General features: G+C 47.6%; 19 protein-coding genes and 2 tRNA genes. 16 read left to right on the plus strand and 5 right to left on the minus strand.

Annotation, left to right across the window (positions count from 1 at the left end):
• The first annotated feature begins 6 nt into the window (after window positions 1-6).
• From tig to T500_RS0105575, 11 genes are all read left to right on the plus strand, one after another.
• Entirely contained in the window at window positions 7-1,368 is a 1,362-nt protein-coding gene (gene tig / locus T500_RS0105525) for a trigger factor (RefSeq protein WP_028907288.1), read from the plus strand.
• A 130-nt stretch (window positions 1,369-1,498) separates the two neighbouring features.
• Window positions 1,499-2,167: an ATP-dependent Clp endopeptidase proteolytic subunit ClpP gene (gene clpP / locus T500_RS0105530; protein WP_028907289.1), complete on the plus strand. Its 669-nt coding sequence runs from the start codon at window positions 1,499-1,501 to the stop codon at window positions 2,165-2,167.
• A complete protein-coding gene (gene clpX / locus T500_RS0105535; protein WP_028907290.1) occupies window positions 2,167-3,411 on the plus strand; it encodes an ATP-dependent Clp protease ATP-binding subunit ClpX in 1,245 nt (414 codons plus the stop codon). Before clpP ends, clpX begins: the two co-directional genes overlap by 1 nt.
• A gap of 13 nt (window positions 3,412-3,424) precedes the next feature.
• Window positions 3,425-5,605: a DNA helicase RecQ gene (gene recQ / locus T500_RS0105540; RefSeq protein WP_028907291.1), complete on the plus strand. Its 2,181-nt coding sequence runs from the start codon at window positions 3,425-3,427 to the stop codon at window positions 5,603-5,605.
• 38 nt (window positions 5,606-5,643) lie between these two features.
• Window positions 5,644-7,125, plus strand: a complete 1,482-nt coding sequence (guaB, locus tag T500_RS0105545) for an IMP dehydrogenase (protein ID WP_028907292.1) — start codon at window positions 5,644-5,646, stop codon at window positions 7,123-7,125.
• Between the two features lie 2 nt (window positions 7,126-7,127).
• A complete protein-coding gene (locus tag T500_RS0105550) occupies window positions 7,128-8,582 on the plus strand; it encodes a peptidylprolyl isomerase (protein WP_028907293.1) in 1,455 nt (484 codons plus the stop codon).
• The gene (locus tag T500_RS0105555) at window positions 8,579-9,958 is read left to right on the plus strand and encodes a peptidylprolyl isomerase (protein WP_028907294.1); all 1,380 of its coding nucleotides are present in this window, start codon (window positions 8,579-8,581) and stop codon (window positions 9,956-9,958) included. Before T500_RS0105550 ends, T500_RS0105555 begins: the two co-directional genes overlap by 4 nt.
• The gene (locus T500_RS15250) at window positions 9,939-11,540 is read left to right on the plus strand and encodes an OstA-like protein (RefSeq protein ID WP_230580859.1); all 1,602 of its coding nucleotides are present in this window, start codon (window positions 9,939-9,941) and stop codon (window positions 11,538-11,540) included. Before T500_RS0105555 ends, T500_RS15250 begins: the two co-directional genes overlap by 20 nt.
• 9 nt (window positions 11,541-11,549) lie before the next feature.
• Window positions 11,550-13,388, plus strand: coding sequence for a DNA mismatch repair endonuclease MutL (gene mutL / locus T500_RS0105565; protein WP_028907295.1), 1,839 nt, complete (start codon window positions 11,550-11,552; stop codon window positions 13,386-13,388).
• Window positions 13,389-13,483: 95 nt separating this feature from the next.
• Window positions 13,484-13,558 (plus strand) — tRNA-Val (locus T500_RS0105570).
• Between the two features lie 67 nt (window positions 13,559-13,625).
• Window positions 13,626-15,014, plus strand: a complete 1,389-nt coding sequence (locus tag T500_RS0105575; RefSeq protein ID WP_028907296.1) for an MATE family efflux transporter — start codon at window positions 13,626-13,628, stop codon at window positions 15,012-15,014.
• Window positions 15,015-15,508: 494 nt separating this feature from the next.
• On the opposite strand, the gene aat is transcribed toward T500_RS0105575, so the two are convergent.
• The 3 genes from aat to T500_RS0105590 are packed head-to-tail and all read right to left on the minus strand — an operon-like array spanning window position 15,509 to window position 18,658.
• Window positions 15,509-16,159: a leucyl/phenylalanyl-tRNA--protein transferase gene (aat, locus tag T500_RS0105580; protein ID WP_028907297.1), complete on the minus strand. Its 651-nt coding sequence runs from the start codon at window positions 16,157-16,159 to the stop codon at window positions 15,509-15,511.
• Window positions 16,137-18,350, minus strand: coding sequence for an ATP-dependent Clp protease ATP-binding subunit ClpA (gene clpA / locus T500_RS0105585; protein ID WP_080694805.1), 2,214 nt, complete (start codon window positions 18,348-18,350; stop codon window positions 16,137-16,139). The genes aat and clpA overlap by 23 nt, the downstream gene beginning before the upstream one ends.
• A gap of 2 nt (window positions 18,351-18,352) precedes the next feature.
• The gene (locus tag T500_RS0105590; protein WP_013063523.1) at window positions 18,353-18,658 is read right to left on the minus strand and encodes an ATP-dependent Clp protease adaptor ClpS; all 306 of its coding nucleotides are present in this window, start codon (window positions 18,656-18,658) and stop codon (window positions 18,353-18,355) included.
• Between the two features lie 109 nt (window positions 18,659-18,767).
• Between T500_RS0105590 and T500_RS0105595 the strand changes: the two genes are divergently transcribed.
• Complete coding sequence (locus T500_RS0105595; protein ID WP_028907299.1) at window positions 18,768-19,070, plus strand: TIGR04076 family protein; 303 nt, start codon at window positions 18,768-18,770, stop codon at window positions 19,068-19,070.
• 36 nt (window positions 19,071-19,106) lie between these two features.
• Here T500_RS0105595 and T500_RS0105600 read toward each other — a convergent pair.
• Window positions 19,107-19,177 (minus strand) — tRNA-Gln (locus T500_RS0105600).
• A 176-nt stretch (window positions 19,178-19,353) separates the two neighbouring features.
• Here T500_RS0105600 and rsfS point away from each other — a divergent pair.
• Genes rsfS through T500_RS0105615 form a run of 3 tightly spaced genes read left to right on the plus strand, consistent with a single transcriptional unit; the run spans window position 19,354 to window position 22,639 of the window.
• Window positions 19,354-19,704 carry a ribosome silencing factor gene (gene rsfS, locus T500_RS0105605; RefSeq protein WP_028907300.1) on the plus strand — a complete coding sequence of 117 codons (351 nt, stop codon included), beginning with the start codon at window positions 19,354-19,356 and terminating at the stop codon, window positions 19,702-19,704.
• Between the two features lie 18 nt (window positions 19,705-19,722).
• Window positions 19,723-21,795, plus strand: a complete 2,073-nt coding sequence (gene ftsH, locus T500_RS15255; RefSeq protein WP_036908586.1) for an ATP-dependent zinc metalloprotease FtsH — start codon at window positions 19,723-19,725, stop codon at window positions 21,793-21,795.
• Complete coding sequence (locus tag T500_RS0105615) at window positions 21,788-22,639, plus strand: phosphatidate cytidylyltransferase (RefSeq protein ID WP_028907301.1); 852 nt, start codon at window positions 21,788-21,790, stop codon at window positions 22,637-22,639. The genes ftsH and T500_RS0105615 overlap by 8 nt, the downstream gene beginning before the upstream one ends.
• Here T500_RS0105615 and T500_RS0105620 read toward each other — a convergent pair.
• Window positions 22,631-23,101 (minus strand): hypothetical protein, encoded by a 471-nt coding sequence (locus T500_RS0105620; protein ID WP_028907302.1) that lies wholly within the window; start codon window positions 23,099-23,101, stop codon window positions 22,631-22,633. The genes T500_RS0105615 and T500_RS0105620 overlap by 9 nt on opposite strands.
• Window positions 23,102-23,183: 82 nt before the next feature.
• On the opposite strand from T500_RS0105620, the gene T500_RS0105625 reads away from it, so the two are divergent.
• Entirely contained in the window at window positions 23,184-25,238 is a 2,055-nt protein-coding gene (locus tag T500_RS0105625) for a TonB-dependent receptor plug domain-containing protein (RefSeq protein WP_028907303.1), read from the plus strand.
• Window positions 25,239-25,243 lie beyond the last annotated feature (5 nt).

Raw genomic sequence — 25,243 nt, forward strand, 5'->3', positions numbered from 1 at the left:
AAGAAGATGAAAATTTCGTTTGAGTGCGCCGACAAGATCAATGGTCTGTTGACTATGACTGTTGAGAAGGCAGATTATCAGGATGCAGTAGAGAAGCAGCTGAAAAATTATCGTAAGAAGGCACAGGTTCCTGGATTCCGTCCAGGTATGGTTCCCATGGGAATGATTAAGAAGCAGTATGGCACAGCAGTGAAGGTTGACGAGGTTAACAAGTTGCTGGGCGAGAAGCTGTATGAGTATGTTCGTGAGAACAAGATCCAGATGCTGGGTGAGCCCCTTCCAAATCAGGAGAAGCAGGTACCCCAGGACTTTGAGAACGCAGATGATCTGACATTCGTGTTCGATATTGCTGTAGCTCCCGAGTTCAAGGCCGAGCTGACAGGCAGAGATAAGATTGACTATTACACCATCAAGGTTGATGATAAGATGCTTGACGATCAGGTACAGATGTATGCATCGCAGGCTGGTGAGTTCGTAAAGGCTGAGGTATTCAGCGGTAACGATACACTGACTGGTGACATGCGCGAGCTTGACGAGAATGGTAACACCAAGGAAGGTGGTATCACTACCGAGGCTGCTATGGTTATGCCTGCTTACATCAAGGCCGACGACCAGAAGAAGCTCTTCGACGGCGCTAAGGCTGGCGACATCATTACTTTCAACCCCAAGAAGGCTTACCCCGACAACGATGCTGAGGTTGCTGCCCTGCTGAAGGTTAAGAAGGAGGAGGTAAAGGATCTGAATGCTGACTTCAGCTTCCAGATTACTGAGATTCGTCACTTCCAGCCTGCAGAGGTTGACCAGAAGCTCTTCGACCGTGTATTTGGTGAGGGTGAGGTTAAGGATGAGAAGGCTTTCCGTGCTAAGATTGCAGAGAGCATTGCTCCACAGTTGCAGCAGAATAGCGATTATAAGTTCATGCTCGATGTTCGTAAGCACATGGAGAAGAAGGTTGGTAAGCTGGAGTTCCCTGAGGCTCTGCTCAAGCGTGTTATGCTGCAGAACAACCAGGATAAGGGTGCCGACTTCGTAGAGAAGAACTTCGAGGGTAGCATTAAGGAGCTGGCTTGGCACCTGATTAAGGAGCAGCTGGTTGCCGCTCAGAATATCAAGGTTGAGGATGCTGACATTAAGAACGTTGCCAAGGAGGCTATGCGTGCTCAGTTCGCTCAGTATGGTATGAGCAATGTGCCCGATGATGTTCTGGAGAACTATGCCAACGAGCAGCTCAAGAAGCGCGAGAATATCGACAACTTCGTTGATCGTGCTGTTGACGTTAAGCTTACTGAAGCCCTCAAAAATGTGGTTAAGCTGAATGCAAAAGAGGTCACATTTGAGGAGTTTAATAAGCTTATGACAGAAAAATAAGCTTTTTTAGGAAAAAATAACCCCTAAAATACGAGGGTTATCGACTTTTTGTATTATCTTTGTGTCCCAAACGCAAGATGAGGAAGGTCGATAACCTTTTCTCTATATTTAAAAGAAAGGAATTGATAGTATGAATAATGATTTCAGAAAGTATGCTGTACAGCATTTAGGAATGAACGGTCTGGTGGTCGATGATGTAATCAAGGCCCAGAACCAGTACTTGAATCCCTATATTCTCGAGGAGCGTCAGTTGAACGTGACTCAGATGGATGTGTTCTCACGCCTGATGATGGACCGTATCATTTTTCTTGGTACTCAGATAGACGATTATACCGCCAACACATTGCAGGCACAGCTGCTGTTCCTGGATTCAACCGACCCTGGCAAGGATATCTCTATTTATATCAACTCGCCTGGTGGTAGCGTAACAGCCGGTTTGGGTATTTATGACACTATGCAGTTTATCACCAGCGACGTGGCTACCATCTGTACAGGTATGGCTGCATCAATGGGTGCTGTGTTGCTTGTGGCTGGTGCCGAGGGTAAGCGTTCGGCTCTGCCTCACAGTCGTGTGATGATTCACCAGCCTCTGGGTGGTGTTCAGGGTCAGGCTTCGGATATTGAGATCGAGGCCAAGGAGATTTTGAAGTTCAAGAAAGAGTTATACACCATTATCTCGGAACATTCGCATACACCATACGATAAGGTTTATGCCGACTCTGACCGTAACTACTGGATGACGGCCGAGGAAGCAAAGGCTTACGGAATGATTGACGAGGTGCTGACACGGAAGAAATAATGCCGATGAAGAAAGTATGTAGTTTCTGTGGTAGAGGCGAAAACGAGGTAAAGCTGTTGATCTCGGGCCTGAATGGTCAGATCTGCGAGAGTTGTGTAGAGCAGGCTTATCAGATTGTAAGTGATAACCTGCGAGAGGCTCCTGCTGCAAAGCAGAAAGGAAAGACTGCCGAAAAACCTGAAGCCCTGAAAGTACCCAAGCCCAAGGAAATCAAGGAGTATCTCGACCAGTATGTGATTGGTCAGGACGATGCCAAACGTTATCTGGCTGTGGCTGTTTACAACCACTACAAGCGTTTGCAGCAGCCCGTGGATGATGATGGTGTAGAGATTGAGAAGAGTAATATTATTATGGTAGGAAGTACCGGTACAGGTAAAACCTTGCTGGCACGTACCATAGCAAAACTGCTTGATGTGCCCTTTACCATTGTGGACGCTACGGTGTTTACCGAGGCAGGTTACGTAGGTGAGGACGTAGAAAGCATATTGTCACGTCTGTTGCAGGTGGCTGATTACAATGTTGAGGCAGCCCAGCGCGGTATCGTGTTTATCGACGAGATCGATAAGATTGCTCGCAAGAGCGACAACCCTTCTATCACCCGCGACGTCAGTGGCGAGGGAGTACAGCAGGGATTGTTGAAATTATTAGAGGGTACCATGGTGAATGTACCACCCAAGGGCGGTCGTAAGCATCCCGATCAGGATTACATCCATGTGGATACCCGTAATATCCTGTTTATATGCGGTGGTGCCTTTGATGGTATTGAACGTAAGATAGCGCAGCGTATGAACACCCATGTGGTAGGTTATAACTCAGTAACCAACGTCAGAAAGATTGATAAGAACGATTTGATGAAGTATATCGTTCCCCAAGATCTGAAGTCGTTCGGACTTATTCCTGAGATTATCGGTCGTCTGCCAGTACTCACACATCTGAATCCACTGGATCGTAAGGCATTGGAAAGAATCCTGACTGAACCAAAGAATTCTATCATTCGTCAGTACAAGAAACTGTTTGAGATGGATGGTGTAGCGTTGACCTTCGATCAGGAGGCACTCGATACGCTGGTTGACAAGGCTGTAGAGTACAAACTTGGTGCTCGCGGACTACGTTCGATTGTAGAGAGTGTGATGATGGACGCTATGTATGACCTGCCCTCAAAGAAAACTAAGAAATTCAATGTGACGGCTGATTACGTCAGTAAGCAGCTTGATAAATCATACCTCCAGAAGTTGGAAGCCTAACTAACTATAATATATGAGCGAAAAGATGAATCTCACAGCAGCCCTGAAGAAGTACTTTGGATTCGACACATTCAAAGGCGATCAGGAGCGTATTATCCAGAACCTGATGGATGGTAACGATACCTTTGTGCTGATGCCAACAGGCGGTGGAAAATCATTGTGCTACCAGTTGCCCTCGCTACTGATGGAGGGTACAGCCATCGTGATTTCGCCGCTGATTGCGCTGATGAAGAATCAGGTAGACGTGATTACCAGCATGAGCGAAACCGAGGGCACTGCCCACTACCTGAACTCCTCGCTGAACAAAGCAGCGATTGATCAGGTGAAATCGGACGTTATGGCTGGTAGAACCAAACTGCTATATGTTGCCCCAGAGTCGTTGACAAAAGAGGAGAACGTAGAGTTCCTGCGTTCGGTTAAGATATCCTTCTATGCCATCGATGAGGCTCACTGTATTTCAGAGTGGGGTCACGATTTCCGTCCTGAGTATCGTAAAATCCGTCCTATCGTAAATGAAATAGGTAAGGCACCTATCATTGCGCTTACGGCTACTGCTACCGATAAGGTTCGTACTGATATCAAGAAGAACCTTGGTATTGTGGATGCTGCTGAGTTCAAAAGCTCGTTTAACCGTCCGAACCTGTATTACGAAGTACGTCCAAAGACTGCGAATGTAGATAAGGATATTATCAAGTTCATTAAGCAGCACCCCGGAAAGAGCGGCATTATCTACTGCCTGTCGAGAAAGAAGGTAGAAGAGTTGGCCGAAATCCTGCGTGTGAATGGTATTAAGGCTGCTGCCTATCATGCCGGACTTGACTCGAATACCCGTTCGAACACTCAGGATGAGTTCCTGATGGAGAATATCGATGTGATTGTGGCTACCATCGCCTTTGGTATGGGTATCGACAAGCCCGATGTGCGCTTTGTGATCCACTACGACATACCTAAGTCGTTGGAGGGCTATTATCAGGAAACTGGTCGTGCCGGACGTGACGGTGGCGAGGGTATCTGCTTGGCCTTCTACTCGTATAAGGACTTGCAGAAGCTCGATAAGTTTATGGAGGGTAAACCTGTGGCCGAGCAGGATATCGGTCGTCAGCTGTTGGTTGAGACCGCAGCCTATGCCGAGACGTCGGTTTGTCGCCGTAAGATGCTGTTGCATTACTTTGGTGAGACCTACGAGAAGGACAACTGTGGTAACTGCGACAACTGTCTGCATCCCAAGACCAAGATTGAGGCACAGGAACAGTTGGTTACTGTACTGAAGACGATTCAGGTTATCAAGGAGAACTTCCGCTCGGACTATGTTATTGACTTTATTATCGGCAAACCTACTGAAGAGATCTTAGCTCATCATCATGACGAGCAGGAGTTGTTTGGTGCTGGAGCCGATGACGATGAGAAGATTTGGAATCCAGTAATCCGACAGGCGTTGATAGCTGGCTACCTGCGTAAAGAGGTAGAGAACTACGGACTACTGAAACTGACTGCCGCTGGTAAGAAGTTTATTAAGGCCCCCAAATCGTTTATGATCGTGAAGGATGTTGAGTTTAACGACGACTATGAGTCGGCCGATCCGGAGGGTGGACTAAGCGCTCTCGATCCCGTGCTGACGGCTATGTTGCTTGACCTTCGTAAGAAAGTCTCGAGGCAGTTAGGTCGTCCACCTTACGTTATCTTCCAGGATGTGTCGATCGACCAGATGGCAACCGACTATCCTATTACCCTTGAGGAGTTGAAGTGTATCCAGGGTGTGGGTGAAGGTAAGGTTAAACAGCCTTATGCTCAGGAGTTTGTAGACCTGATCAAGGCCTACTGCGAAGAGAATGAGATTGAACGACAGGTTGACATGCGCGTGCGTACCGTTGCTAAAAAGTCAATGCTGAAAGTTAAGATTATCCAGAGTATCGACCGTCAGATAGCACTCGACGATATCGCTGAAGCACAGGGTATTGAGTTCGAGGAACTGCTCGACGAGGTTGAGGCTATTGTTTATAGCGGTACCAAACTGGATATTGATTACTTCCTTGAGGAGGTAATGGATGAAGATCACGTAGATGATATCTACGACTACTTTGCCGAGAGCGAAACCGATAAGCTGAGTGTGGCTGAGGAAGAGCTTGGCGAGGACTACTCGGAAGACGAGATCCGACTGGTACGCATTAAGTTCATTTCGGAGATGGCGAACTAAGAATTGAAGATTTGAAGAATTAAAAAGAGATAAAGATTATGGCATCATTTATTGCAGACAAGATTGTGATGGACGGTCTGACATTCGACGACGTCCTGTTGATTCCCGCTTATTCGGAGGTGCTGCCCAAGACGGTGGAGCTGAAAACCCGTTTTTCGAAGCACATTGAGCTGAACGTTCCTTTTGTAACGGCAGCTATGGACACTGTAACCGAAAGCCAGATGGCTATTGCCATCGCTCGTGAGGGAGGTATCGGAGTAATTCACAAGAACATGTCGATAGACAACCAGGCACGCGAGGTAGCGATTGTAAAGCGTGCCGAGAATGGTATGATCTACGACCCCATCACTATCCCATTGGGAAGCACAGTGGCTCAGGCCCTCGAGATTATGTCGGAGTACCATATCGGTGGTATTCCCGTGGTTGATGACGACCGCCATCTGGTGGGTATCGTAACCAACCGTGACCTGCGCTTTGAGCGTCGCTTGGACCGTCCCGTTGAGGAAATCATGTCGAAGGATAACCTGGTAACCACCCATCAGCAGACCGATCTGACTGCTGCAGCACAGATTCTGCAGGAGAACAAGATTGAGAAACTGCCCGTTGTGGATAAGGATAACCGTTTGATAGGTCTGATTACCTATAAGGATATTACCAAGGCAAAGGATAAGCCCATGGCTTGTAAGGATGATAAGGGACGTTTGCGTGTTGCAGCCGGTGTAGGTGTAACCGTTGATACCCTCGACCGTATGCAGGCTCTGGTTAACGCAGGTGTTGATGCCATTGTAATTGATACAGCCCACGGACACTCAAAGAGTGTGATCGAGAAGTTGCGCGAAGCTAAGGCTTCGTTCCCCAATATCGATATCGTGGTAGGAAATATTGCTACAGGTGCTGCTGCTAAGATGTTGGTTGATAATGGTGCCGACGCAGTAAAGGTTGGTATTGGCCCAGGTTCAATCTGCACTACTCGTGTAGTTGCCGGCGTTGGCGTGCCTCAGCTGAGTGCTGTTTACGATGTGTACAGTGCCCTGAAGGGAACTAATGTTCCTTTGATTGCTGATGGTGGTCTGCGTTACTCAGGCGATATCGTAAAGGCACTTGCTGCCGGTGGTAGTTGTGTCATGATCGGTTCACTTGTGGCTGGTACCGAGGAGAGCCCAGGCGATACAATTATCTATAACGGACGTAAGTTCAAGAGCTACCGTGGTATGGGTTCGCTCGAGGCTATGGAGCATGGTTCAAAGGATCGTTATTTCCAGGCCGACACCAAGGATGTGAAGAAGCTTGTACCAGAGGGTATCGCTGGTCGTGTACCTTATAAGGGAACTGTTCAGGAGGTGATTTATCAGATGGTTGGTGGCTTGCGCTCAGGTATGGGTTACTGCGGTGCCCAGACTATCGAGAAGTTGCACGATGCCAAGTTTACCCGCATTACCAATGCCGGTGTGAATGAGTCGCATCCACACGATATCACTATCACCAGTGAGGCTCCTAACTACAGCCGTCCAAACGATTAATGATGAGAAAACTCACCATAGCCCTTTCATTGTTTGCTGCGATAACCTCGCAGCAAACATTGGCACAGACTACCGACCCGGTTGTAATGACCGTGGCCGGTGTTCCTGTTTCTCGTTCGGAGTTCGAGTATTCGTACAATAAGAACAACGGTGAAGGGGTCATCGACAAGTTGTCGGTGGATGAGTATGTCACCTTATTTATAAATTATAAGCTGAAGGTGGCTGCTGCTCTTGATGCTAAACTCGATACATTGTCGTCGTTCCGTCAGGAGTATCAGATGTATCGCGACCAGCAGGTACGTCCAACAATGGTGACCGATGCCGAGGTGCTTGATCAGGCCCGACAGATGTACGATCGCACTCAGGCAATGATAGGCTCGAAAGGATTGGTACGTCCTGCACACATCCTATTGAAGTTGTCGACGCAAGCTACCGTTCAGCAACAGGAAAAGATTCACCAGCGTATCGATTCTGTTTATCGTGCCCTGCAAGCAGGAGCCGATTTTGCAGAATTGGCCAAGAAGGTTTCTGAAGATGCTGGTTCGGCTGCACGTGGAGGCGACTTATCTTGGATAGCCCCTTCGCAAACCCTGAAGGAGTTCGAGGATGTGGCTTATTCGCTGGCACCAGGTCAGTTGAGTCAGCCGTTCCTGAGTCCAGTTGGTTATCATATCATCTTGATGAAAGAGCGTAAGCAACTGGAACCATTCGACTCGTTGAAACAGAGCATCGTTGCATCGCTTGAGCGTCATGGTATCCGTAACGAGATAGCCGACATGAAGTTGCGTAACCGTGTGGCAGCATCGTCAGGCAAACTCAAGGCCAGTGATGTAATGCAGCAAAAAGCCGATTCGGTGGCTGCTGTCAACAGTGAGCTGAAATATCTGTTTAAAGAGTATCACGACGGTTTGCTGCTTTACGAAATCAGCAACCGCGAGGTGTGGAGCAAAGCCCAGAACGACGAGATTGCACTGAAGGCTTGGTTCGACACCCATAAAAAGAAATACACATGGAAGGAACCCCGTTACCGCGGTATTGCCTACCACGTGAAAAACAAGCAAGATGTAAAGGCTGTAAAGCGATGTGTAAAGAATCTGCCCTTCGATCAGTGGACAGAGGCTCTGCGTACTACCTTTAACCCCGATTCTGTGATCCGCATCCGAGTGGAGAAAGGTCTGTTCAAACCAGGTGATAATGAGACCATCGACAGGCTAGTGTTTAAAACTGGAAATACTAGTAAATCTAGCAGGGCTAGTAGTACTAGTAATGCTAGCTATCCCATCGATGCAGTATTTGGCAAGAAACTGAAGCGCCCGGATAACTATGAGGACGTACGTCAGCAAGTGGTTGAGGATCTGCAGGATTACCTGGAGCAGGAGTGGGTCGACACCTTACGCCGTCGCTATCAGGTAGAAGTGAATCAAGAAGTATTGAAAACTGTAAATAAACATCTATGAGTATTATAAAGAAAGTAATGACACTGGCGCTTCTGGCCTTACCTTTGGTAGCTACTGCCCAGAAGAAGGATTCTATTGGTACCGTCATCGACGAAGTGGTATGGGTGGTTGGCGATGAAGCCATCCTCCGTTCGGATGTTGAAGCCCTGCGTATGCAGTCGGCTATGGAAGGTGTAAAATGGAGTGGTAATCCCGACTGCACTATTCCAGAGCAGATTGCAGTTCAGAAACTGTTCAAACACCAGGCTCAGATCGATAGTATTGAGGTGACCGATGCCGATGTGGCACAGGAGGTAGAGCAGCAGATCAGCTACTGGCTCGAGATGGTTGATGGTTCACGTGAGCGCCTCGAGGAGTACAAGCACCAGAACCTGACACAGATTCGTGCCGACCTGCGCGAGGAGATGAAAGATCGTCAGATGGTACAGAAAATGAAGCAGAAGCTTGTTGAGGATATTGCCGTAACACCTGCTGAGGTTCGTCGCTATTTCAGTGCCCTGCCACAGGATAGTCTGCCTTTTGTTCCTACCGAGGTTGAGGTACAGATTGTGCAGCTTACTCCAAAAATCGAACAGGAAGAGCTGAACCGTGTAAAGGATGAGCTGCGTAACTATACAGAGCGTGTAAACAAGGGTGAAACCCGATTCCAGACTTTGGCCCAGTTATATTCTGAGGATCCTGGTTCGGCTCGTCGTGGTGGTGAACTCGGATTGATGGGTCGTGGTACCCTTGACCCAGCCTTTGCCGCTGTAGCTTTCAATCTTACCGATCCTAAAAAGGTTTCGAAGATTGTTGAGTCGGAGTTCGGTTTCCATATCATCCAGCTGATTGAGAAGCGTGGTGATAAGGTGAACGTACGTCATATTCTGCGTAAGCCAGTGGTATCGCAGGAAGCTGTTGACCGTGCTTTGGGTCGTCTGGATTCTATTGCAGCCGACCTGCGTGCCGAGAAGTTCAGCTTTGAGGATGCTGCTTCGCTGATTTCTGACGATAAGGAAACCCGTAATGCCAAGGGTCTGCTGAGTACCGATCAGATGCGTACAGGTAAAACCTCATCTAAGTTCCGTATGCAGGATCTTCCTGCCGAGATTGCCAAGGCTGTTGATACGCTGAAGGTTGGTGAAATCTCGAATGCCTTCCAGATGATTAACCAGCGTGGTAAGACCGTGTGCGTGATTGCTAAGCTGAAGAGTCGTACCGATGGTCATAAGGCCTCAGTAACCGAGGACTTCCAGATTATGAAGGACGTGGTGCTGAATAAGCGTCGTGAGGATCGTATTCATCAGTGGGTAGTAGATAAGATCAAGAGTACTTATACCCGACTGAACGACGATTACAAGGATTGTAATTTCGAATATGAAGGTTGGATTAAGTAAAACACTCCTATTCTTGTCCATCGTTCTGATGGTTGGCTTCGTTTCTGCATTTGCCCAGCAAAAGCAGCAGCGTCGTCGTCCTGCTGCACGAAAAGCAGCTAAGGCAAAGGATACACGTGTGTATCTGGTGCATGCCGATGTGTTGCATTACGACCAGCTGAAAAATCCTGATGCCACTATTCTGAATGGTAAGGTGCATTTTACGCATCAGGGTGCCCGATTATATTGCGATAGTGCCTATTTCTATGAGGCCAGCAATTCGTTCGAGGCGTTCGGACATGTTAAGATGTATCAGGGCGATACGCTCTCGCTATTGAGTGACTACGCTTATTACGATGGTAACGAGCAGATGGCGCGTGCCCGTTATAATGTAGTGTTGAAGCACAAGAAGACCACCCTTTATACCGATAGTCTTGATTACGATCGTTTGTATGATAACGCCTACTTCTTTGAGGGCGGAAAGATGATCGATGGTAAGACCACACTCACATCCGACTGGGGAGAGTATAATACCAAGAGCAAAATGTCGGTATTCAACTACGATGTGAAGATGAAGAGTCCCAAGTTCTTCCTCACTACCGATACACTTTATTACGATACCCGTTTGTCGATGGCTCATATTGTTGGTCCATCTAATATCACCTCGGGCGAGAGTCATATCTATTCCGAACAAGGCTATTATGATACCAAGAACGACCGTGCCCGTTTGATGAACCGATCGGTGCTCTCTAATCAAGGAAAGATGATGGTGGGCGATAGCGTGTATTACGACAGTAAACAGGGCTTTAGTCAGGCCTTCCGCAATGTGGTGTATGTGGATTCTGTGAATAAGAATAAGCTTACTGGTAACTATGGCGAGTACTACGAGAACACAGGTTTCGCCATGTGTACGGATAGTGCTGTTGCCATCGACTACTCGCAGGGCGACTCGCTGTTTATGCATGCCGATACGTTTAAGGTGGTGACTTATAATATTGAAACCGATTCGGTGTATCGCAAGATTTTTGCTTTCCATCATGTACGTGCATTCCGAAACGATGTGCAAGCCGTTTGTGATTCACTTATCTATAACTCGCTCGATTCGTGTATGACCCTCTATCATGATCCTATCGTGTGGAACAATAACCAGCAACTGGTGGGTGATCGTATCGAGGTGTTTATGAAAGATTCGCTGATTGATCACGCCCATGTTATCGATAACTGTTTCTCGATACAACAGCTACGTAGCGATACGACGCTTTATAATCAGGTGTCGTCGAAAGAGATGTTTGCCTACTTTATTGATGGTGCCATTCACGAAGCTCAAGCCAAAGGTAATGTGCTGATAGGCTATTATTTTGAGGAGGGCGACAGCGTAGCTATTATCTATAACTATCAGGAAACATCCGAACTGCGTATGTTCCTGAAAGACCGTAAACTGCAAAAGGTGTGGACGCCTAAGAGCAGTGGTACGATGTATCCGCTAAATCAGATCCCTATTGAACGTAAGCATCTGCCAGGCTTTGCGTGGTACAACTACGTGCGCCCAATGAATCGCTACGACATTTTCAATTGGCGTGAAAAGAAAAGCGTAGAAAACTAAGACTGAAAAATGGATTTAATACATCTTCTTCCCGATAGTGTTGCTAACCAGATTGCTGCTGGTGAGGTAATACAGCGTCCGGCTTCTGTTATCAAGGAGCTGGTTGAGAATTCTGTTGATGCAGGTGCTAAGACCATCCATGTGATTGTGGTGGATGCTGGTCGTACCTCTATTCAGGTTATCGACGATGGTAAGGGTATGAGCGAGACTGATGCCCGCTTGTCGTTCGAGCGTCATGCAACCTCGAAGATTTCGCAAGCTGATGATCTCTTTGCTCTGCATACCATGGGATTCCGTGGCGAGGCCTTGGCTTCGATTGCTGCTGTGGCACAGGTTGAACTGCAAACACGTCGACAGGAAGATGAGATAGGAACCAAGGTCTCGATTGCTGGGTCGAAGGTCACTCGACAGGAGCCGGTTTCCTGTCCTGTGGGATGTAATTTCAAGGTTGATAACCTGTTCTTCAATGTGCCTGCGCGTCGTAAGTTCCTGAAGACGAATGCTACCGAGCTGAATAATATCCTGACAGCTTTCGAGCGTATCGTACTCGTTTATCCCGATATCCATTTTACCTTGCATAATAATGGGGTAGAGATGCTTAACTTGCGTGCAGGCTCAGTACGCCAACGCATTGCTGATGTGTTTGGAAAGCAGTATAACCAGGATCTGGTACCTGTTGAGGTACATACTGCCATGTGTACGGTTTCTGGTTTTGTAGGTAAACCAGAGGCTGCCCGCAAAAAAACTGGGTGCGACTACTTCTTTGTTAATGGTCGTTTTATGAAGCATCCTTACTTTCACAAGGCTGTGATGAAGGCCTACGACCGTTTGGTGCCCGAAGGCATGGCTATACCTTATTTCTTATATATTGAGGTGGAGCCAGGCGAGATAGATGTGAACATACATCCTACCAAAACCGAGATCAAATTTGAGAATGAACAGGCTATCTGGCAGATTCTGTCGGCAGCTGTTCGTGATGGCATCGGCAAGTACTGCGAGGTGCCTTCGATTGATTTCGATACTCAGGGGCAGCCTGATATTCCTTTGTTTGATAATAACAACAACACTTTCCAGGATAGTTTTGCTGCGCCTAAGGTGAACTATAATCCAGATTACAACCCATTTAAGCAGAGTAGCGGTGGCAGTTCCGGTAATGTGCCCAATCAGTGGGAGAGCTTGTATCAGGGATTAGAACAGGGCTCGTTCCGTGAGGAGCCTGTACAGCAGCCTTCGTTCTTTGACGATGATAACGTTGTGGCACCACAGTCGGCTACCGAGATTCTCTCTGAGAAGTCGCCTGCTCACTACCAGTATAAAGGCAAGTACCTGATGACGGCAGTAAAATCAGGACTGATGATTATCGATCAGCATCGTGCCAGCATCCGTATACTTTACGATCGTTACCTGAGTCAGCATGACGGTCATGTTATCAGTACCCAGAAAATGCTTTTCCCAGAAACTGTGACATTCTCGCCGTCAGAGGGTGTTACCATGCAGCAGCTGTTGCCTGAACTTACTGCTTATGGTTTCGACCTGAGTGATTTAGGTGGTAATACCTATGCCGTGAATGGTATTCCTGCTGGGCTCGAAGGTGTTAATCCCCAGAATCTGCTGCACGATATGTTGTCGTCAACAGGTGCTGCCGATTCGCTAGAGGCCATTCATGCCGCTTTGGCACTGCGCTTAGCTCAGAGTGCGGCCATACCTTACGGTCAAATACTGAGTAATGATGAGATTGAGAGCATCATAAACGATCTTTTCTCGTGCTCGAACGTCAACTATACTCCCGACGGAAAAGCCATACTTTGCATACTTCCACAGGGCGATATTGAGCATTTATTGGGTTAAAACGTGAATGAAAGTTAAATTTTGGTAGTTTTCTTGTAAAATATGCGGTGGTCTCAAAAAATCTTCTTACCTTTGCACCCGCTTACAAGAAATGAGGGCGTTTAGCTCAGCTGGTTTAGAGCATCTGCCTTACAAGCAGAGGGTCGGCGGTTCGAATCCGTCAACGCCCACGAAAACAAGTTAGGATGTGATTTCGGTCACATCCTTTTTTCATTTAACAACAGACATAACTGACACATGAAGAAGGTTAAGAATAGCGAACTACTACTTTCATACATCCGTGAAGGACGTGAGATGAGCCAAAGAGAAAAACTTTGGTTGATAGTTAGTTTGAGTATTCCTTCGATCCTGGCGCAGATATCAGCCACCATTATGTTTTTTATCGATGCCTCGATGGTAGGTCATCTGGGTGCCAAGGCATCGGCTTCAATCGGACTGGTGGAAACTACTGGTTGGTTGCTGGGTGGATTGGCTTCGGCTGCAAATATGGGTTTCTCGGTGCAGGTGGCGCATTTTATTGGTGCTAACGACTTTGAGGCAGCCCGTCGCGTCTTGCGTCAGGCTTTGGTGTGCTGTTTGGTGTGGGCGTTGCTAATCTCCATCACGTCTGTGGCTATCAGTCCGTTCCTGCCTTATTGGATGGGAGGAACGGCCGAGATTGCCCGCGATGCCTCGTTGTATTTCGGTATTTTTGGAGCATGTGGTATCTTTTTCCAGATGGAAGGATTGGCTGGTTCTATGCTCAAATGTTCGGGTAACATGAAGATTCCCTCGATGCTGAATATCGGTATGTGCGTGATGGATGTGGTATTCAATTACCTGTTTATCTATATCCTGGGTTTAGGGGTGATGGGAGCAGCCATCGGTACAGGTATGGCTATGTTGGTTACAGCTAGTCTGATGCTGTATTTCCTGCTGGTGCGTTCAAAGATGCTCTCGTTGGTAGGACGTCCTGGTTCGTTTAAACCAAAGGCTGATACCATTGGAACTGCTTTCCGGATTGGAGCGCCCATGGGCTTGCAGCATCTGCTGATGGGATCAGCTCAGATGGTGAGTACGCTGATTGTGGCACCATTGGGTACGATTGCTATTGCTGCCCACTCGTTGGCTATTACGGTTGAGAGCTTGTGCTATATGCCTGGTTTTGGTATTGCCGAGGCTGCCACTACGCTGGTGGGGCAGGGTATAGGTGCAGGACAGAAACAGCTTACACGCTCGTTTGCCCATATGTCGGTTGGTTTAGGTATTGTGGTAATGACGCTGATGGGCGTGCTGATGTGGACTTTTGCACCACAGCTGATGGCTATCATGTCGCCTGTTGATGAAGTGATAGCTCTGGGTGCCCAGGTTCTGCGCATCGAGGCTTGGGCCGAGCCGATGTTTGCCGCTGCCATTGTAGTCAACGGTATTTTCGTGGGTGCAGGAGATACAATTATTCCTGCCATTATGAGTTTGGGTTCTATGTGGGCTGTTCGTTTGTCGTTGGCTGCTACACTGGCGCCCAAATGGGGCTTGAAGGGTGTATGGACGGCTATGGCCATTGAACTTACCTTCCGTGGTGTTATCTTCCTTGTGCGGTTGTTCAAGGGAAGCTGGGCTGATAAGTTGAAACTTAAGCAAGCTTAATTCTAATAATTGTTTTAGTAGATAGCAAAAAAAAGCCGCTCAAGGGTCATCAACGACTCGAGGGCGGCACCAACAATCTATGAATAACTAAAAACCTTTTTCTGAGAAAAAACGGAGTGTCACCACTGCGTCTTTGTTATCCTTACTAACAAATCTTTTCTAACACCTTAGAAATACCTATCTCCAATTTAACTAATAAACCTAAAACCAAATTCTAACTAACTATTAACTCTAACTAAAACCTAAATCAATCAATCTTTATATACCTTAACTAATACCTCTGTATTGTTTTCTATGCTTCTATTGAAGAACTCTTGTTTTCTTTTGACGTTGCAAAGGTACGACGTTTTTTGCAACCACACAAGAAATATGATGTACTTTCCTCAAAAAAGTGCACTTCTTTTGATATACATCAAGCTATTGTGTGCGAACACAATCGATTTGTGTGCGAAAACGGGTCTTTTTTACACTTGTTTACAGTGCGCTACAATTTTTCACGATTTTAGGAGCTTGATATAGGTTTCGTAGGGTATGAAACGTCCTCCCATGCGCTTGAGGTGGGGTGTTTCAAACTGACAGTCAATCAGTTTACCGCCAAGTTTCTCGAAGGTTCGTGCCAGATGTATCAGGGCTAGCTTTGAGGCGTTGGGTACCAGTGAGAACATACTCTCACCAAAAAAGGCTGTACCCAGGTTAATGCCGTACAGACCTCCCACCAGTGTCTCGCCCTGCCACACCTCAACACTGGCTGCAAATCCCTGTCGGTGCATCTCGGTATAGGCTTCAATCATTTCTGGCCCTAACCAGGCGCCTTCGTCGTTGTCGCGGTTTTGAGCGGTGGCGCAGCCACGTATCACCCCCTCAAAGTCTTGATTGATGGTTATCTGTAGCTCGCCCTTTCTGATAACTTGCTGCATGGAGTGGCTTACGTGTACCTCGTTGGGAAAGATAACGAAGCGTTGAAGTGGACAGAACCATAGTGGCTCTGGTTGATGCCGGTATGCAAACCAAGGGAAGAAGCCATTGCTGTAGGCCAGCAGTAATCTGTCAACAGATAGATCGCCACCCACAGCCACTAATCCGTCCTCTTCGCCAAGGTGTGGATCGGGAAACCACAGATCGTTATCCAATTGATAAACTGCCATCGCGCGTACTTATTATAATATGTCCACCTTGTTTCAGACTGCCAAACAGAATCTCGCGCATGAGTAGCGGTTTCAGTCGCTGGGCTATCACGCGGTCCATTTCGCGGGCGCCGTATTCGTGGGTGTACCCTTCGTCAAGCAGCAGCTTAAAGGCCTCGTCGCTCAGTGTCATCTTTACTAGTTTGGCGTTCAGTTTGTCCTGCAGCTCGCCTAATTTCTTTTTCAGAATGAGTGTAGCCATCTGGTGGTCCATGTCGTTAAACACTACTGTGCCCGACAGACGGTTGATAAATTCGGGCTTGAATGTTTTCTTAACCTGTTTCAGCATTGCCTCGCCACGCGATGTGTTGCCTGTAAAGCCGATGTTGGCTTGTGCGGCATATTGAGCGCCTGCGTTTGAGGTCATAATCAGTATCACGTTGCGGAAGTCGGCCTTGCGCCCCTTGTTGTCGGTCAGACGGGCATAGTCCATCACCTGTAGCAGGATGTTGTAGATGTCCTGATGTGCTTTCTCTATTTCGTCGAGTAGCAACACGCAATTAGGTGTTTTGCGGATGGCATCGGTAAGTAGTCCGCCATCCTCGTAGCCAACGTAACCTGCAGGTGAGCCTATCAGCTTGGCTACGGTGTGCTTCTCGGTATATTCACTCATGTCGAAACGTAGCAATGTTATGCCTAACTCTTTGGCCAGCACGCGTGCCACCTCAGTTTTGCCCACACCAGTGGGACCGACAAACAAAAGCGATGCCAGTGGCTTGTTGTCATCAAGTAGTCCGGCTTTCGACATCTGTACAGCTTCTACGACCTGTCGGATGGCTTCGTCCTGTCCGTATATCTTTTGTAGCAGGCGTGGGGCCAGTGTTTCCAGTTGAGCGTTATTGTCATCGCTGTTCATTGCCATGGCATCTACCTTGCAGGTTTTGGCCAACACCTCGGCAATATCGGCCTTGCTGACATTTGCAGGTTGTGCGGCGTCTTTAATCTCTGCAGCAGCTCCAGCTTCGTCTATCAAGTCAATAGCTTTATCGGGCAGGAAACGATCGTTTACGTATTTGTAGCTGGCATCAACAGCAAAGTCGAGTGCTGCCTCGTCGTATGTAACGTGGTGGAAGCCCTCGTATTGCGAGCGCAATTGGCGCACGATGTGCTTGGTCTCTTCAGGTGTTGGCTCGGGTATGTCGATTTGTTGAAAACGGCGCACCAGACCTTTTGAACGAGCAAAGTGACGGTTGTACTCTTCGTAGGTGGTTGAACCGATGAAGCGGATGCCGCCAGCTTCTAAGTAAGGCTTCAGCATGTTTGATGCATCCATGGCACCCTCACCGGTGGCGCCTGCGCCTACCAGTGTGTGTATCTCATCGATGTAAACGATGTTTTTGTCGCTCTCCTCCTGTATGCCCTCCATGATCTGCTTAATACGGTTCTCAAAGTCGCCGCGATACTGAGTGCCTGCCAGCAGTGTCCCCAGGTCAAGCTGATATATCTTGCTGCCTTTCAGACGTACAGGCAGGTTCTGGTCCTCCTCAATCATACGTGCCAGTCCCCATACTAAGGCTGTTTTGCCTACGCCAGGTTCGCCCACGTGCAACGGGTTGTTTTTGTCGCGTCTACACAATACTTGTATAGTACGCTGCAACTCCTGCTCACGACCAATCAGTGGGTTGTGCTGTTGGTACAGCTTGTTCATGCAGGTAACCAGTCGGCGCCAGGCTTCCTGCCCCTTTTGTTGGTCGCCTGTGCCCAGTTGGTCGGCTAGCTCGTAGGCACTGATCAGGTCGCTCATAAAGTTACTTTCATTGTCTCCTAACGCATCTTTCAGTAGGTAACAAGCCCACGATTCGGGTAGGTTGAGCAGTCCCATCACCAGGTGAGGGACGTCGAGTGCTGTGGCGCTGCTATTGATGATTTGCGCGCAGGCAAATTCTATCAGTTGTCCCATTTGTGTTGATGCTTCGGGTTCGTAATCGATGTCTTCGGGCACGGTTTCTACCTCGTCTAACTTGTCTTCTATCCGCTCCTGAAACAGGTTGGCCGAATAGTAGCTGTCGAGTGTGTTGTAGAACTCATTGTCGTCCATCATGACCAACAGCAGGTGCTCGGGCATGATAAACTCATGTCGGTACTCTTTGCAGCACTTCATCGTGTCGCTGAGCATCCTGGCGGCGCGTTTGGTTTGTTTTATCTCTGCCATAGTTATTCCTCTGGTTCAACAGTTAAACGGAGAGGGAAACCCTCTTCACGGGCCATGTTGGTGGCTTTGCGTACCTTCGATGTGGCAACGTCGTAGCTATAGATACCCACCACAGCTTTGTCGCTATGGTGTACCTGCAGCATAAGTGCCTCGGCCTCTGTCTCACTCTTAAAAAACACTTGTGTTAATATCTTCACCACAAATTCCATCGTGGTAAAATCGTCGTTGTATATTGTTACTTTGTATCGTCGCGGCTCACGCAGGTTGGTGTGCTGCCGCTCTTTTGTTGCCGATTGTTCTTTTGCCATATTTCGATTTTCGTTTTAAAAATCGTGGCAAAGATACATTTTTTAGCTGAATTAAGCAAGAAAAACGTTGCAAAATGCTTATCTTTGCACTTGGTAAAGTTTAGTGATGATGAATAAAGTGCGAATAACAGCCATGCGTCAAACAGTGTACCGTGACCTGATGGCGCAATACGAGAATCCGATACAGCATGCTTGCGATATAATCGTTGGACAGCAGTGGATTTCTATCAATGGTCAGTGCCCAGAAGGACTGTGCCCATCTGCATGGGAGTCGATGCGTGGCTTTGTTGAGAAACTGGCTCGAGGTGAAGGGAACTTTTTTGATGGGTGGATGCAGAATCCTATGAGTGCTATGATTAGCTGTAATGATGGTTTCCGACCCTTTAGTTTTTACATTGAGGTGATAGAATAAAAAAATCGCTAAGTTCAAAACTTAGCGACTTTTTAGTTGGGGTACCCGGACTCGAACCAGGAAAGGCAGGACCAGAATCTGCAGTGTTACCATTACACCATACCCCAAAATGTTTTTGCTTGAGAACTCTCTTGTTCTGTTTTGCGGGTGCAAAGGTACTACTTTTTCTTGAACTACCAAAATTTTTTGGGGAAAAATTATAAAAAACCGCAAATTTTTCACTTTTTCTTTGTTTTTTGGGCAATTTACACTACCTTTGTGCACAAATAATAGCAAATTTTGAATGATACAACTAGTAGAAACAATTAAAGACGCGATTCAGGAGAAGAAGGGCTGCGATATAGTAGTGGCCGACCTGACAAAAATAGAAGGAACCATCTGTCAGTATTTCATTATCTGCACTGGCAATTCGCCCACGCAGGTCGAGGCTATTGCCGAATCCGTGGGTGACATGGTGCGCGAACAGTTGGGCGAGAAACCTGCACATGTGGTAGGACTTGAAAACGCTCAGTGGGTAGCTATGGACTATACCGACGTGCTGGTACATATTTTCTTGCCTGATGTGCGTGAATACTATGATCTGGAGCATCTGTGGGAAGATGCACCGCTGACTCGTATTCCAGATTTAGACTAATATATATATAATAGGTATATGGAGAATAATCAAAAACCCAACAAAAATAACGGCGCCAACGGTCCTAAGATGAATATGCCCAAGTTCAACATGAACTGGATATATTTCATATCCATTCTGGCTTTAGGACTGCTTTACTTTACCAGTGGCGGTGCCGAAAACAGTAGCGTAGCTAAAACCGCATCGTATAGCGAGTTTAAAACTATGGTTGAGCGTGGCTATGCCAAGAAGATTGTTGTAAACAAGGCCCAGAGCATGCTGCGCATGTATGTAAAGCCCGAACATATCCGTGATGTGTTTCATCAGGGTACGCAGCAAACTGGTGTTGAACCCTATCTGGAAGTTGAGTTCGGTAGCGTAGATCAGGTTGAGCAGTTTGTGGCCAAGGCTAAGGATGAGAAGGTGTTTACCGGTGATCTGGCTTTCGACAATAAACGTGATAACGAGTTCTTATCGCTGATTCTTTCTAATCTCATTCCTATTTTATTTATAATAGGATTGTGGATATTCCTAATGCGTCGCATGGGCGGCGGAGGCGGCGGCGTTGGTGGCGGCGTCTTCAACGTAGGCAAGAGCAAAGCTAAGATGTATGAGAAGGGTGGTGAATTAGGCATCACGTTTAAGGATGTCGCCGGACAGGCTGGTGCCAAACAAGAGATACAGGAGATTGTTGACTTCCTGAAAAATCCACAGAAATATACCGACTTGGGTGGTAAGATACCCAAGGGAGCCCTGCTGGTAGGTCCTCCGGGAACAGGTAAAACCCTGTTGGCTAAGGCTGTAGCAGGCGAGGCTGGTGTGCCTTTCTTCTCAATGAGCGGTTCTGACTTTGTTGAGATGTTTGTGGGTGTTGGTGCCAGTCGTGTGCGCGACCTGTTCCAGCAGGCTAAAACCAAGAGTCCATGTATCATCTTCATCGACGAGATTGATGCTGTGGGACGTGCTCGTTCAAAGAATCCTGCCATGGGTGGTAACGATGAGCGCGAGAATACGTTGAATGCCCTTTTGACTGAGATGGACGGATTCGGTACCAATAGCGGTGTCATTATTCTGGCTGCTACCAACCGTGCCGATATGCTCGACTCGGCTCTGTTGCGTGCAGGACGTTTCGATCGTCAGATACACGTTGATCTGCCTGATCTGAACGAGCGTAAGGAGGTATTCAAGGTACACCTGAAGCCTGTGAAGATTGATGAAAGCGTAGATATCGACTTCCTGGCTCGTCAGACACCAGGTTTCTCGGGTGCTGATATCGCCAATGTTTGTAATGAGGCTGCACTGATTGCGGCCCGTCATAATAGTCAGACTGTAACGAAGCAGGACTTCCTGGATGCCGTTGACCGTATTATTGGTGGACTTGAAAAGAAAACCAAGGTGATGACACAGGCCGAGAAACGCTCGATAGCTATTCACGAGGCCGGTCATGCTACCATCTCATGGTTTACCGAGTTTGCCAATCCATTGGTTAAGGTATCTATCGTGCCACGTGGACAGGCCCTGGGTGCAGCCTGGTATTTGCCTGAGGAGCGCGTGCTGCAAACCAAGGAGGCAATGCTGGATGAGATGTGTTCGCTGTTGGGTGGTCGTGCAGCCGAAGAGCTGTTTGTGGGTCATATCTCGACAGGTGCTATGAACGACCTTGAGCGTACCACCAAGCAGGCTTACGGCATGATTGCTTATGCTGGTATGAGCGACAAGCTGCCTAACATATGCTATTATAACAATGCTGAGTATCAGTTCCAGAGACCTTATTCTGAAACTACGGCAAAGATTATGGACGATGAGGTGCTGCGCATGATTAATGAGCAATACGAGCGTGCCAAGCAGATTCTTACCGAGCATAAGGAAGGACATGCGCAGCTGGCTCAGTTGCTGATAGATCGTGAGGTGATTTTTGCCGAGGATGTAGAGAAGATTTTTGGTAAGCGTCCATGGACCAGTCGTGCAGAGGAACTGCTTGAAGCCCAGATGAAGGCCGATGCAGAGCGTATGGCTGAAGAGCGCGCCAAGGAACTTGAAGCTGAAGCAAAGGCTGCTGAGCAGAAGGCATTAGAGAGTAAACCCGAAGAAAAGGAGGATAAGGATGCGTAATTTTATTGTTAGAGCTATTACAGGCGTGCTGTTTGTTGCCGTGCTGGTGTGCAGTTTTTTGCGGCCACAGGCAATGGTGCTACTGTTTGCACTGATTACAGGACTGACCATCTGGGAGTTTACTGGATTGGTAAATGACCGTGTGCAGGTGACGGTTAACCGCATGATATCTACTGTGGCAGGTGTATATCTCTTTTTTGCCATGGCAGGTTTCTGCAGTGAGCTCACCCCATCTGCAGTGTTCATTCCTTACCTTGTATCCATCATCTATCTGATGGTGGCTGAGTTGTACCTGAAGAACGAGGACCCCATACACGATTGGGCTTATACCATGATGGCTCAGTTGTATATCGCCCTGCCGTTCTCTCTGCTTAACACACTGGCATTCCACGCAGCTCCACAGGGCTTTGTGGCTTATGATGCCGTGCTGCCCTTGTCGGTTTTCGTGTTCCTGTGGATGAACGATACGGGTGCCTACCTGTGTGGATCGCTGTTAGGCAAACATAAACTCTTCCCTCGCATTTCGCCAGGAAAGAGTTGGGAAGGTAGCATCGGCGGTGGTATCATCGTGATAGCAGTAGCCGTGCTGGTATGGTATCTTACCGATGAGTATCAGCTTAACCAGTTAGGACTGACCGCTGTTGAGTGGGCTGGATTGGGACTTACCGTAGTCATATTCGGCACCTGGGGCGATCTGGTGGAGAGCTTGTTTAAGCGCACCATCGGCATTAAGGATAGCGGTAACATACTGCCCGGACATGGTGGCATGCTGGATCGTTTCGATTCATCGCTGCTGGCCATCCCCGCTGCAGTAGTTTACCTCTACACCATTATGCTACTTTGATTGATAAAGAACACTTAAAGTTGGCTTATATGTATTTTCGAGGGTAAGGGTGATGAAACCACCTTTATCCTCGAATTTTGCGATACGGTGGTCTTTCCCGTCCTTGAGCATGTTAGGCCAAGCACCCAGTTGCTCCTCGAACGCATCGTGCATCTGCTGCCACATTTTGCGGGTGCTATCGTTGGTAGAGATGGTATAGTTTTCCTGCAGTGCAATCAGCGAATCGTTACGCTGAGCTAGCATCAGACGGTAGTTTAGGTTGGGGTGATACATCGATACGCGGGCAAAATCAGAGTCGGTCTTGGCTGAATCGATAGCAAAACCACGAGCTGCGAGCGAGTCGCAGAAGGTTTTAAAAGGCATACCCATTGAGAGTCCACGATAGTCGAGATATTTCTTCTCGCTGTTTCCACAAGCACAGAGTGCTGCAATAGCCACTACGGCAACAAATAATTTCTTCATAACAAATTATTTTTTTGTAATATTCGGTGGCAAAGATAGATATTTTTTTTGGAGTTTCCAAAAAATCTATTAACTTTGCAACATGTTTCTATCAACATTACTACTTACGGCACTTGTTGCCATGCCTATAACACCCGATACCCTGCGACAGGAACAGCTTGATGAGGTGGTGGTGAAGTCAAACTCGGCTCGCCAGCGTCTACGTCAGATACAGACTGGTGCTGAGCAGGTGCAACTGAAGGACCTTACTAACTCGCCACAACTGTTTGGCGAACATGATATTATGCGCTCTATGCAACTGCTTACAGGTGTAAAGAGCGAGAGTGATGCATCGAGCAGTTTTCAGGTTCGTGGTGGCACATCAGCCCAAAACCAGATACTGGTTGATATTGCTCCTGTATATAATGTGGGTCACCTGGCCGGATTGTTCTCGGCCTTTAATAGCGATGCACTCGTATCAGCTACGCTCTATAAAGGTTTGCTGCCAGCACAATATGGTGGTGCCTCGAGTGCGGTGCTAGACATTATCGGTAAAACAGGTAATAAGAGCGAGTACCACGGCGGTGCCAGTATCGGACTCCTTTCGGCAAAAGGTACTATTGAGGGCCCGATAGTGAAGAACAAGGCTGCTTTTTTAGTCACGGCGCGCCGTTCGTATATGGACATGTTTCTGAAACTGTCGCCCGATTTCAGGGGTAACACCTTGTATTTCTATGATATTAATGCCAAGGCTGACTGGACCATTAACGAGAACAACCAATTGTTTCTGAGTTTCTTTACCGGACACGATCGTACGGCACTTGAGGATATGGTTGACATTCGTTGGAACAATCTCTCAACCAGTTTGAAGTGGTTGCACCATTTTGGTAGTAATGCCTATGCCCAGTCGACGGCTTACTATAGTGGCTATCAGACGGATAATGGTATCGACTTTCTGGGGGTGAATATCTGGTTCTCGGGGCATATCCGCCAGACGGGATTCCGACAGGATTTTCATATTAATCTGGATAAGTACAAGATTGATGCTGGTTTGCAAACGGCATTGCTTAACGTTAAATCAGCCGAGTGGAAGCAGGTAACGTTGCACGAGAAGGAGCAGCGTCGCGCTTGGGACAACGCATTTTGGTTAAACCTGATGGCACCTATAACCGCTAAGTTTGATGTGTCGGCCGGCCTGCGTGTAAGTGCCTTCTCGCCCTTGGGTGGTTCGCTGTATTACGACCTGGAGCCTAATGGTGACATTGCTTGGTACTACAACTATGGCAAGAATCAGGTGGTTAAAACCCACACTGTGCTTGAGCCCCGTCTCTCTGTCAACTATCAATTGTCACCCGTTACCTCGCTTAAGTTCGGCTACACCCGTACTTCACAGAATGTGCATGCCTTGCGCAACCAAAGTACAGCAACTCCCTTTGATCGTTACACTATGAGCAGTAACATTGTCAAGCCTGAGGTAGCCGATCAGGTGAGTGCCGGATTCTTTATGATGACACCTAATCAGGATTACGATTTTGCGGCCGAGGTTTACTATCGTCATATTAATAATGTTTTGGACTATCGCGATGGAAAATCGTTTGCCAGCGAGATTGAAATTGAACGTTTGATGCTGGCTGGTAAGGGAAAGGGCTACGGCATAGAGTTGAGTGCTCGCAAAAACAATGGCAGACTGACAGGTTGGATTGGCTATACGCTGTCGTGGTCGAAAACCAAGATTGATGGCATTAATCAGGGACGCTGGTACGACGCTAATAACGATCGTCGTCATGATATCAACATCGTGGCCATGTACCAGCTGAACAAGCGCTGGAACCTGAGCGCCTCGTGGGTATATAACAGTGGTCAGGCTTTCACTGCCCCTAGTGGAAAGTACATGATTGAGGACAACTGGATTTATTACTACACCGAGCGTAATGGTTATCGTGCACCGGCCTCGCACCATCTGGATGTAAGTGCGGTTTGGAGCAAGAAATACAGAAATCGCACGCATCAGCTGGTGTTCGGTATCTACAATCTGTATAACCGCTACAACCCTTTCCTCATTAACTTCGAGGATGGTGAGTATGGCGCAGGCACTAAAGCCAAGCAGTATTCGTTGTTCGGCATCGTACCGTCAGTATCGTTTAATATTAATTTCTGATAACT

The sequence above is a fragment of the Xylanibacter ruminicola Ga6B6 genome (assembly GCF_000687715.1).
Lineage (GTDB): Bacteria > Bacteroidota > Bacteroidia > Bacteroidales > Bacteroidaceae > Prevotella > Prevotella ruminicola_B.